This window comes from Thauera phenylacetica B4P (genome assembly GCF_000310225.1).
GTDB lineage: Bacteria > Pseudomonadota > Gammaproteobacteria > Burkholderiales > Rhodocyclaceae > Thauera > Thauera phenylacetica.
In genome coordinates this window covers 1-6,736 of record NZ_AMXF01000221.1, presented here as the reverse complement: position 1 = coordinate 6,736, position 6,736 = coordinate 1, and the positions used below count along the sequence as shown (strand labels likewise).

Annotated in this window: 5 protein-coding genes; 3 read left to right on the top strand and 2 right to left on the bottom strand. The window is 70.9% G+C overall.

Annotated elements, in window-relative coordinates:
- The first annotated feature begins 650 nt into the window (after window positions 1-650).
- Together C667_RS18725 and C667_RS18720 are read left to right on the top strand one after the other, a co-directional pair.
- On the top strand, window positions 651-1,598 hold the full coding sequence (locus C667_RS18725) for an ABC transporter ATP-binding protein (protein WP_004375874.1): 948 nt from the start codon (window positions 651-653) through the stop codon (window positions 1,596-1,598).
- Window positions 1,595-2,356 (top strand): ABC transporter permease, encoded by a 762-nt coding sequence (locus C667_RS18720; protein WP_004375871.1) that lies wholly within the window; start codon window positions 1,595-1,597, stop codon window positions 2,354-2,356. The genes C667_RS18725 and C667_RS18720 overlap by 4 nt, the downstream gene beginning before the upstream one ends.
- Window positions 2,357-2,955: 599 nt before the next feature.
- Here C667_RS18720 and C667_RS18715 read toward each other — a convergent pair.
- Together C667_RS18715 and C667_RS18710 are read right to left on the bottom strand one after the other, a co-directional pair.
- Window positions 2,956-4,266, bottom strand: a complete 1,311-nt coding sequence (locus C667_RS18715) for a Glu/Leu/Phe/Val family dehydrogenase (RefSeq protein ID WP_004375867.1) — start codon at window positions 4,264-4,266, stop codon at window positions 2,956-2,958.
- Between the two features lie 143 nt (window positions 4,267-4,409).
- Window positions 4,410-5,324, bottom strand: coding sequence for a LysR family transcriptional regulator (locus C667_RS18710; RefSeq protein ID WP_004375865.1), 915 nt, complete (start codon window positions 5,322-5,324; stop codon window positions 4,410-4,412).
- Window positions 5,325-5,618: 294 nt separating this feature from the next.
- Between C667_RS18710 and hutI the strand changes: the two genes are divergently transcribed.
- Window positions 5,619-6,736, top strand: a 1,118-nt coding sequence (gene hutI, locus C667_RS18705) for an imidazolonepropionase (RefSeq protein ID WP_004375862.1), incomplete at its 3' end; no start/stop codon positions are given.

Here is a 6,736-nt window from a genome sequence, read left to right as displayed (position 1 = left end):
GCCAGGGGAGGCGATGCAGGCTCGAGCGGCGAAGCATGGCGGAGCGGCTCATGGATCTGGCGGTGTGGAGGGGCGGCGGCGGGGTGCGGCGCAGTCTACGCGCGCCGCGCCCGCCGCGGAAGCGTTCCCGACGGCTGGCCGCAGCGCGCCGCCGGACGGTGTTTGCTGCAGGGGCGCCGACAGGTGCGAGTGCGGCCTTTCACTCGCGTCGCCGGGCATCGTTCCTCCACCGCCGCATTCGCGCCTGCCGGCGCTCCTACAAAAAACACGGCGCTCCCGCATATCGGGGTTCGCGCGGATCCCCGTTGCTGCGCATCGGCGTTCCCCCACGCCGCGGCGTCCCACGCAGGAGCGCCGGCAGGCGCGAATGCGGCTTCTCCGCCCTCGCGGCGTCCTCTGTAGGAGCGCCGGCAGGCGCGAATGCGGCTTCCCCGCCCTCGCGGCGTCCCCTGTAGGAGCGCCGGCAGGCGCGAATGCGGCTTCCCCGCCCTCGCGGCGTCCCATGTAGGAGCGCCAGCAGGCGCGAATGCGGCTTCCCCGCCCTCGCGGCGTCCCATGTAGGAGCGCCGGCAGGCGCGAATGCGGGTTCCCCGCCCTCGCTTGCGCTCGATCCCGAGGGGGCGCCGCGGCGATCTGTTATCTTCGACCCCATGGACTCCATCATTTCGATCTCCGCGCTGTCCAAGACCTACGCCTCCGGCTTCTCCGCGCTGAAGGGCGTAGACCTCGACATCCGCCGCGGCGAGATCTTCGCGCTGCTCGGACCCAACGGCGCGGGCAAGACCACCTTGATCAGCGTGGTGTGCGGCCTGGTCAACGCCAGCGCCGGCACGGTGCGCGTGGACGGCCACGACATCGTGCGCGACTACCGTGCCGCGCGCGCCCTCATCGGCCTGGTGCCGCAGGAGCTCACCACCGACGCCTTCGAGACGGTGTGGAACACGGTGAGCTTCTCGCGCGGCCTGTTCGGCAAGCCGCCCGACCCGGCCTACCTCGAGCAACTGCTCAAGGACCTGTCGCTGTGGGCGAAGAGGGACGCGAAGCTGATGATGCTCTCGGGCGGCATGAAGCGCCGTGTGCTGATCGCCAAGGCGCTGTCGCACGAGCCGCGCATCCTCTTCCTCGACGAGCCTACCGCCGGCGTGGACGTGGAGCTGCGCCGCGACATGTGGCAGCTCGTGCGCCGGCTGCGCGACAGCGGCGTCACCGTGATCCTGACCACGCACTACATCGAGGAGGCCGAGGAGATGGCCGACCGCATCGGCGTGATCGCCAAGGGCGCGCTGATCCTGGTCGAGGACAAGGCCGCGCTGATGAAGAAGCTCGGCGGCAAGCAGCTCACGCTGCAGCTGGCGGCGCCGATCGAAGAGATCCCGTCCGCGCTGGCGCGCTACGGGCTGGCGCTGGGCAAGGGCGGCGGCACGCTGGTTTACCGCTACGAGGCGGAGACCGAGGACAACGCGATCGCCGACCTGCTGCAGGACCTCGCCGCGGCCGGCATCGCCTTCGCCGACCTGCACACCACCCAGCGCTCGCTGGAAGAGATCTTCGTCAGCCTGGTGAGCGAGCGCGAACCGGCCGGGGAGGGCGCACGATGAACTGGCACGCGGTCCGCGCGATCTATCTGTTCGAGATGGCACGCACCAAGCGCACGCTGCTGCAGAGCGTGCTGGCGCCGGTGATCACCACCTCGTTGTACTTCGTCGTGTTCGGCGCGGCGATCGGCGCGCGTATCCCCGAGGTGGAAGGGGTGAGCTACGGCGCCTTCATCGTGCCCGGGCTGATCATGCTCAACCTGCTCACTCAGAGCGTGTCGAACGCGTCCTTCGGCATCTTCTTCCCCAAGTTCTCGCGCACGATCTACGAGATCCTGTCGGCGCCGGTGTCGCACTTCGAGATCGTGCTGAGCTACGTGGGCGCGGCGGCGAGCAAGGCGGTGATCCTGAGCCTGATCATCCTCGCCACCGCCACCTTCTTCGTGCCGCTGCGCATCGAGCACCCGCTGTGGATGGTCGGCTTCCTGCTGCTCACCGCGGTGAGCTTCAGCCTGCTCGGCTTCATCCTCGGCATCTGGGCGGACAACTTCGAGAAGCTGCAGCTGGTGCCGCTGCTGATCATTACCCCGCTGACCTTCCTCGGCGGCAGCTTCTACTCGATCGACATGCTGCCGGCGGCGTGGCGCACGCTGTCCTTGTTCAACCCGGTGGTGTATCTGGTTAGCGGCTTTCGCTGGAGCTTCTACGGGACCGCCGACGTGGCGGTCGGGGTGAGCCTGGCGATGGCGCTGCTCTTCCTCGCGGTGTTCGTCGGCGTGGCGACCTGGATGCTGCGCACGGGGTATCGGCTGAAGCCGTAGCCGATCCGCGCCCGCCGCAGCGCGTCGCGTTGCCAGGCGCCGCTTTCGCGCCTGCCGGCGCTCCTACAACCTGCCGATCGGTGGCGCAATCCCGACGGCTGCATTCGCGCCTGCCGGCGCTCCTACATTGCAGCGGGCGGTGGGTTGAGGGGCGAGGCCGTCGCAAGCGCGACCGCCCGCCCCAGCGGCCCGGAGCCGCGATGTTTCATGTAGGAGCGCCGGCAGGCGCGAAAGCGGCGCGAGGGCAATCGACGAAGGCGGGTACGCCCACGGCGGCATTCGCGCCTGCCGGCGCTCCTACATTGCAGCGGGCGGTGGGTTGAGGGGCGAGGCCGTCGCAGGCGCGACCGTCCACCCCAGCGGCCCGGAGCCGCGATGTTTCATGTAGGAGCGCCGGCAGGCGCGAAAGCGGCGCGAGCGCAATCGACGAAGGCGGGTACGCCCACGGCGGCATTCGCGCCTGCCGGCGCTCCTACAACCCGCCGATCGGTGGCGCAATCTCCACGGCCGCATTCGCGCCTGCAGGCGCTCCTACATGGGCGGCAGGCGCGGACGCTTGACGCCTGACGCTTGACGCCTGACGCCTGACGCCTCACGCCTTACGGATACAGCCCGCGCTCCGCTCGCGCTTCAAGCACGCGCGCGCAGGCGATGATGAAGGCGGCGGTGCGCAGCGACACCTGCTTCTCCTGCGCGACCTTCCAGATCGCGGTGAAGGCGGCGACCATGATGCGCTCGAGGCGCTCGTTGATCTCGTCCTCGGTCCAGAAGAAGCTGGAGAAGTCCTGCACCCACTCGAAGTACGAAACCGTGACGCCGCCTGCGTTGGCGAGCACGTCGGGCACGACCAGGATGCCGCGCTCGTGCAGGATGTCGTCCGCGGCCGGGGTGGTCGGGCCGTTGGCGCCTTCGACGACGACGCGGGCGCGCGCGTGGCTCGCACGCTCGACGGTGAGCTGGCCTTCGAGCGCGGCGGGGACGAGGAACTCGCACTCGAGGCGCCAGAACTCCTCGGGGTCGATCGGCGCGGCGCCGGCGAAGCCCTTCAGGCCGCCGTTCGCGGCGGTGTGCGCGAGCGCGGCGGGGATGTCGATGCCGGCCTCGTTCACCAGGATGGCGGTGTGGTCGGAGACCGCGATCACGCGCGCGCCGGCGTCGTGGAACATGCGCGCGCCGATGCCGCCGACGTTGCCGAAGCCCTGCACGACCACGCGTGCGCCCTCGATCGGCAGGCGCAGGTGGCGGGCGGCCTCGCGCGCGGCGATGAAGACGCCGCGGCCGGTGGCTTCCTGGCGGCCCAGGCTGCCGCCGAGCGCGATCGGCTTGCCGGTGACGACGCCGGTGGCGGTGCCGCCGCGGTTCATCGAGAAGGTGTCCATCATGATCGCCATCGTCATCGCGTTGGTGCCGACGTCGGGCGCGGGGATGTCCTTGTCCGGGCCGATGATGATGCCGATCTCGGACGTGTAGCGCCGGGTGATGCGCTGCAGCTCGCCCTTGGTGACGCTGTTGGGGTCGACGCGGATGCCGCCCTTGGCGCCGCCGAAGGGCAGGCCGACGGCGGCGTTCTTGATCGTCATCCAGCCAGCCAGCGCCATCACCTCGTTGAGGGTGACGTCGGGGTGGAAGCGCACGCCGCCCTTGCCCGGGCCGCGCGACAGGTTGTGCTGCACGCGGTAGCCCTCGTAGTGGGCGACGGTGCCGTCGTCACGCTCGATCGGCACGTCGACGATCAGCGCGCGCTTGGGGTGCTTGAGGGTCTCGATCCAGCGCTCGAGCGAGCCGAGGTGGGGGCGCACGCGCTCGATCTGCTCGACGAAGCTCGCCCACGGCTCGGGGGCGGCCGGGTTCAGGTAGGAAAGCCCGCCGACGCGGTCCAGGCTGGCCTGGTCTTGTTGTGTCGCACTCATCTGTCTGCCTCGTGTGGTGTGAAAAGGTGCGCGCATTGTGTGGAGGTGCGCACCCGCCAGGCATGCCGTTGCTACATCGGGTCATGCGTCTTGTGCATAGGTGAGGCGTGAGGCGTGAGGCGTGAGGCGTGGGGCGTGGGGCGTCAGGAGTCGGGCTTCGTCGGGCTGGACAGGTGTTGCCACAGCCGCATCAGCTCGGGCCGGGTGTTGGCGCGGTCGCGGTAGAGGCGGACCTCCATCTCCAGGCTCCACTCCGGCCCGCCGGCGGCCACCACCTCGCCGCGTTCCACCTCGCGCGCGACCGCGCTCGCGGGCAGGAAGGCCAGGCCGTGGCCGGCGAGCAGCATGGCCTTGAGGCTCTCGGCCATGTCGGACTCGTACTGCAGCGCGAGGTGGGCCGGGCGCGCGGCGCGGTCGAGGATGGTGTCGACCATGCGACGCAGGTAGGTGTTGGGCCCGTAGCGCAGGAAGGGGATGGGGGACTCGGCCGCGCCGGGCAGCTGCCAGCCCGGGCGGTTCGCGAGCCGGCGCGGCAGGTAGGGGCGCACGCGCTCGACCGCGAGCTGCATGCCCTCGAAGCGCGCCGGATCCAGCCACACCGGGTGGGTGGGGTGGTGGTAGCACAGCAGCAGGTCGCAGCCGCCTTCCACCAGCATGGTCACCACGTCATGGACGTTGCCGGCGATCAGCCGGGTGGGCACCTCGCCGAACTCGGCCTTGAGCTTTCCCAGCCAGGCGGGGAAGAAGGCGAAGGCGAGCGTGTGCGGGACGGCGAACACGAGCGCGTCGCCCGCTGCGGTCTGGTGGCCGCGTACCAGCGCGCGCGCGGCATGCAGGCGGTTGATGAGATCCGCCGCCGGCCCCTTGAAGGCCTCGCCCGCCTCGGTCAGGCGGGTGGGGAAGGTGCTGCGGTCGACCAGCGCCGCCCCCAGCCAGGCCTCGAGCGCGCGGATGCGGCGCGAGAACGCGGGCTGCGACACGTGGCGCTGCTCGGCCGAGCGCGAGAAGCTGCCGCTGTCGACGAGGCTGAGGAAGTCTTCAAGCCATTTGAGTTCCATGGAGGGTGCCTGCAGGGGGTGGTGGGACTTATTGTATATACAGTTGGCGCGAGTGCAGCGGTCGGGCGCGGCCCCCGGCGCGAGCGCCGTGGCCGCAGGTGCCCGCCCGCCTGCGCCTGAACTCCGCTACCGAAGTCTGCTGCAGGCAAGCCGGAAGCCGGGGCCAGGCCTGGCTGTGCAGCCTTCCCCGGAGCGCTTGCCCGCCTCGGGAAGAATAGCACCGGCGCCCGGGGGCTTGACCGGCCACCTTTCATGCACTAATGTATAGACAAATCTTAGTTAATGAGTAGATAAATGAACATACAAGTAGGCCAGTCCCTGCTGTGGCGCGAGGCGACCGTGTTCGACGGCGTGCACACGCTGCCGGGGCCGATGGCGGTGCGCGTCGACTGCGACCGCATCACCGGCGTGTGGCCGGAGGCCGAGTTCGATCCCGCGCGCGCCGAGGGCTGCATCGAGGCCGGCCGCGGCGGCTTGCTTACGCCCGGCCTGGTCGACTGCCACACCCACCTGGTGTTCGGCGGCAGCCGCGCCGACGAGTTCGAGCAGCGCCTGGAGGGCGTGAGCTACGCCGAGATCGCGCGTGCCGGCGGCGGCATCCTCAGCACCGTGCGCGCCACCCGCGCGGCGAGCCCGGATCAACTCTTCGACGCCGCCCTGCCGCGCCTGCGGGCGCTGGTCGACGACGGCGCCACCACGGTGGAGATCAAGTCCGGCTACGGCCTCGCCATGGCCGACGAGCTCAAGATGCTGCGCGTCGCGCGCCGCCTCGGCCGGACGCAGGAGGGCGGGCTGCCGGTGCGCATCGTCACCACCCTGCTCGGCGCGCACGCGCTGCCGCCCGAGTTCGCCGGCGACGCCGACGGCTACATCGACGAGGTCTGCGCGCGCATGATCCCCGCGGCCGCGGCCGAGGGCCTGGCCGATGCGGTCGATGTGTTCTGCGAGGGCATCGCCTTCAGCCCGGCGCAGTGCGAGCGCGTGTTCGAGGCCGCGCAGCGCCACGGCCTGGCGATCAAGGCCCACGCCGAGCAGCTCTCCAACCTCGGCGGCGCGGCGCTCGCCGCACGCCATGGCGCGCTCTCGGCCGACCACATCGAATACCTCGACGAGGCCGGCGTGCAGGCGATGGCCGCGGCCGGCACGGTGGGCGTGCTGCTGCCCGGCGCCTTCCTGACCCTGCGCGAGACGCAGCTGCCGCCGATCGAGCTGCTGCGCCGCCACGGCGTGCCGATGGCGCTCGCCACCGACGCCAACCCCGGCAGCTCGCCGATGTTCATGCCCACGCTGATGTTGAACCTGGGCTGCACCCTGTTCCGCCTCACCCCGCGCGAGGCGCTCGCCGGCATGACCGCGCACGGCGCGCGCGCCCTCGGCCTCGCCGACACCGGCCGCATCGCCGCCGGCCAGCG

Coding starts and splice junctions, on each gene's coding strand:
- C667_RS18725 (WP_004375874.1), top strand. CDS start 651: ATGGACTCCATCATTTCGATCTCCGCGCTGTCCAAGACCTACGCCTCC.
- C667_RS18720 (WP_004375871.1), top strand. CDS start 1,595: ATGAACTGGCACGCGGTCCGCGCGATCTATCTGTTCGAGATGGCACGC.
- C667_RS18715 (WP_004375867.1), bottom strand. CDS start 4,266: ATGAGTGCGACACAACAAGACCAGGCCAGCCTGGACCGCGTCGGCGGG.
- C667_RS18710 (WP_004375865.1), bottom strand. CDS start 5,324: ATGGAACTCAAATGGCTTGAAGACTTCCTCAGCCTCGTCGACAGCGGC.